This is a genomic window from Microvirga tunisiensis, from assembly GCF_009296175.1.
Lineage (GTDB): Bacteria > Pseudomonadota > Alphaproteobacteria > Rhizobiales > Beijerinckiaceae > Microvirga > Microvirga tunisiensis.
Genome location: NZ_VOSK01000517.1, coordinates 1 through 3,275, shown reverse-complemented (window position 1 = coordinate 3,275; position 3,275 = coordinate 1). Strand labels below are relative to the sequence as shown.

4 protein-coding genes, 1 tRNA gene and 1 pseudogene are annotated in these 3,275 nt (G+C 61.4%); 5 read left to right on the top strand and 1 reads right to left on the bottom strand.

Annotated features, from left to right (window positions below; all coding sequences use genetic code 11):
- Window positions 1-123: 123 nt before the first annotated feature.
- Window positions 124-225, bottom strand: a pseudogene (locus tag FS320_RS49220) (IS6 family transposase); the annotation flags it as partial.
- Between FS320_RS49220 and FS320_RS40490 the strand changes: the two are divergent.
- The 5 genes from FS320_RS40490 to FS320_RS40470 all read left to right on the top strand — a co-directional run bounded on the left by FS320_RS40490 (window position 185) and on the right by FS320_RS40470 (window position 3,191).
- Window positions 185-1,684: a TlpA disulfide reductase family protein gene (locus FS320_RS40490; protein WP_338105683.1), complete on the top strand. Its 1,500-nt coding sequence runs from the start codon at window positions 185-187 to the stop codon at window positions 1,682-1,684. The pseudogene FS320_RS49220 and the gene FS320_RS40490 sit on opposite strands and share 41 nt — an antisense overlap.
- Window positions 1,685-1,783: 99 nt before the next feature.
- A tRNA-Ile gene (locus FS320_RS40485) sits at window positions 1,784-1,856 on the top strand.
- 82 nt (window positions 1,857-1,938) lie between these two features.
- Entirely contained in the window at window positions 1,939-2,166 is a 228-nt protein-coding gene (locus FS320_RS40480; RefSeq protein WP_152718145.1) for a hypothetical protein, read from the top strand.
- A gap of 203 nt (window positions 2,167-2,369) precedes the next feature.
- Complete coding sequence (locus FS320_RS40475) at window positions 2,370-2,594, top strand: hypothetical protein (protein WP_152718143.1); 225 nt, start codon at window positions 2,370-2,372, stop codon at window positions 2,592-2,594.
- Window positions 2,595-2,660: 66 nt separating this feature from the next.
- The gene (locus tag FS320_RS40470; protein ID WP_152718141.1) at window positions 2,661-3,191 is read left to right on the top strand and encodes a helix-turn-helix domain-containing protein; all 531 of its coding nucleotides are present in this window, start codon (window positions 2,661-2,663) and stop codon (window positions 3,189-3,191) included.
- Window positions 3,192-3,275 lie beyond the last annotated feature (84 nt).

Below are 3,275 nucleotides of genomic sequence, written 5' to 3'. Positions count from 1 at the left end.
TTGATTCGCGAGGATGGCGAACGGCCTGATTAGTTCTCACCAAGCTTGCCGACAAACCTGAACCGGTCGAGCCCCAGAGCTGGTGCCTGGCTTTGCGATCATCCCGCGATCAATGGCCTGCTCCAACTCGGCGAGCTCACGATAGCTGATCCCATACTTGCAGTACAAGCGCACGCACAGCAGGATGATCGCCTCCGGAAAGCGGCAGCGCTTGAACAGAGACAACAGGACGGCTCCTCGACTGGCCGCTCTGGATTACACTGCCGAGGTTAACGCAACAGTGTCGTTGCCGGCCGACCGTATCGGGAAATGCGTGGCAAGCAAGCAGCTGTGCGCAATCCGGAATGCGTGTCGGACATCCGACACGTGTCGCAAAGGCAACAGGCGAGATTCGAAAAACGCAGCAATATCAGCCAGAGCCGGCTGGCATGCGATTTGCCGTCATGGTTCGACGGGCCTGGGCAAAGGAAGGAAAGCCATGACCAAGTCAGCTGACAGCGAAGTACCTCAAGGCCGCGCGGACGATGTGCTGCGCATGAATTCCCCGGCTCCGCCGATCGAAGTGGAGAGCTGGCTGCGTGGCCAGCCTCTCGCGAGTTTCGAGCCCGGGACAGTGTACATCGTCGAATTCTGGGCAACGTGGTGCGGACCCTGTGTGGCGGCAATGCCCCATCTGGTGCAGCTGCAAGAGACATACAGAGACAGCGGCCTTGAGATCGTCGGCGTCGCAGCCAGCGAGCACGCTCCCACGGCGGACGAGGCCCGAACCACGTTGGAGGCGTGGCTGGCCGACAAGTTCCCGAATCTGAACTTTCGGATCGCGTTCGACCACACAGGCGAAATGAAGGAGCTTTGGATGGAGGCCAGTCTTGCGTTCGGGATTCCGACCGCGTTCGTGGTCGATCGGGACGGCCACATCGCCTTTATCGGGCATCCGATGCAACTCGATGACGTCTTGCCGAAGGTTCTCAACGGCAGCTGGCGGACCAGCGATGACGCGAAAGCCGCCGATCTGGAGCGGATTGCCGAAGGCCAACGCGAAGCACGCAAATCAGCGCTGGTCAAGCCGATCCTTGCCAAACTTCGGCCGGCGATGCAGGCCGAGGATTGGACGACCGCGCTTGCGGCCGTCGAAGAAGGCGTTGCCGTGGTGCCAGACAATCCGAACTTCCGCAGGGCCCATGCGGATCTGTTGCTCCACAAAATGCGCGACATGCGGACCGGCTTGCCGGTGATGCGCCAATTGGTTCGGGACGCGATTGGGACAAAGTCCGAGCCTTGGATGGCTATGGCGATGGAACTGCTTTTTGATCCCGCGAAGGACAACTGCCACCTCCCGCAGGCTGAGCGCTTTGCGATGGGCAAGGAGTTGGCCGAACAGATCCTGGTGCTGAATCCGCCGCACGGCAACGGCCCAAAATACGCGTCTTATGGGGCGGTGGCTCAGTATTACTGCGAGAGCGGCAACACGGAGCACGCGATCGAGTTGGTCGAGCTGGGGCTGAATTCGGTGGGCCATCCGGAGCCGATGCCGGACGACCTGAAACCGTTCTACGTGCCGCGGCTGCTCCAGGCCCTGGCTAATTGCACGGGTGAGAAGGCTTGTTACGGGGATTTTTGCGTGGCTCCGCAAGCCAAGTTTGCTGAAAGTGTCGAAGCGCAGCCGCCGGAGGAGGAAACATGAAAGAGACATGAGACTCGGAGTTTGTTGCCTAGCCAATGCGTCGATGTCTCTGGCGTGGCGGTCGCAAGTAGGGTCCATGCGGCACATTTCGAGCCGCGTGGGCCTGTCGCTCAAGGGTGAGAGCGGGCCGCTCATAACAGCCTGGTTGGGGGTTCAAGTCCCCCCAGGCCCACCCCAGACTGGCCCATCCCAGCAGATGGGCGCGACGATCGCCTTGTGCGTCTCCCGTAGAGCCAACACCTGCCATCACGACCATGACTGATCCTGATCACCTTCAACAAACTGACCTCGTGGAGCACAACGGCTACCAGATCCGCCTCAGCCAGAACGGCTTGGACTGGATGGCGTTCGTGGCCCTGCCCAAGCAGCGCCCGACCCTGATGTTGGCTCCGGATCGAGAGGCTGTCCTCGCCAAGGCCTATGAATGGATTGAGCTGCAGCTCAGGTCCGCTAATGATCCTCACGAAAGCGGTGTAACATAGGGCGGTGTTGGTCATCGTGAGGAGGTGCGCGATGGAGGAAAAGGTCTGGCGGCCGGCCCATCTGACACCGGAGTGCCGCGCGACAATCGGGGTGAGACGCCGCATTGCGTCGCCTGAATTGCTCCCTGATTTTGGATCGTTGCCTCATCTGATTTGCTCTCGAGCTCAGGCGAGCTCCGGGGGCGATGATGAGGCAGGTGAGCATGACAACACGCAATGAGCTGATCCGAGCAATTTCAGCGCGCTACCGGCAGAGTGATCGCCCCGACAAGGGCCGCATTCTCGATGAGTTCATGGCTGTAACAGGCTATTCCCGCAAGCATGCCATGCGCGCCCTTCGGCAGGGCTTGCCAGACAAGACAGATGCGACGCGGCCCAGGCGCCGGATCTACGACGATGCGGTTCATGAGGCTCTCGTCGTGATCTAAGTGGTGTATCCGGCAGGTTGCGGGGTATAATGGCAGACCCTTCTGACCTACTGGCGGAGGCGACCCATGACACCGGTCTGCTTACGGGACATGACGGCTGCTGAGCATGCGGTGGTCCAAAAGTTGGCCCACTCCCACACCGCTCCGGCCCAACGCGTGCAACGCGCCCAGATCATCTGGCGCGCCCGTTGCGGCGAGAGTGCATCGGCCATTGCAGCCTGGGTCGGCCTGGATGGCGAGACCGTGCGCAAGCGCATCCGCCGCTTCAACGTGGAAGGCTTGGAAGCCCTCAAGGATTGGCCCCGTTCGGGCCGCCGGCCGACGTATTCGCCCGAGCAAACCGCCACCGTGATCGCGAGTGCGCTGACCAAGCCGCAGACACTCGGGTTGCCCTTTGCCGCCTGGACGCTCGACCGATTAGCGGCCTACCTGCACGAGCACAAAGGGATTGCGATGCAGCGCAGCCGCATCGACGAGATCCTGCTCCACGAAGGCCTGCGCTGGCGCAAGCACGAGACCTGGTTCGGTGAGCGGGTTGATCCGGCGTTCGCCGAAAAAAGATCTCATGGGCCAGTGACCGCCGGATTGGTGAGGTAAGGCGGTCACCTCACCCCGGAGGCCGCTCATGCTCTACTCGCCCTCAGCAGACGCTTCATTCTCGCACAGCACCCACACGATCTA

What these genes read in the sequence shown, in the direction of transcription:
- FS320_RS40470 (WP_152718141.1), top strand. Translation starts at nt 2,661, where the DNA reads ATGACACCGGTCTGCTTACGGGACATGACGGCTGCTGAGCATGCGGTG.
- FS320_RS40490 (WP_338105683.1), top strand. Translation starts at nt 185, where the DNA reads ATGATCGCCTCCGGAAAGCGGCAGCGCTTGAACAGAGACAACAGGACG.
- FS320_RS40475 (WP_152718143.1), top strand. Translation starts at nt 2,370, where the DNA reads ATGACAACACGCAATGAGCTGATCCGAGCAATTTCAGCGCGCTACCGG.
- FS320_RS40480 (WP_152718145.1), top strand. Translation starts at nt 1,939, where the DNA reads ATGACTGATCCTGATCACCTTCAACAAACTGACCTCGTGGAGCACAAC.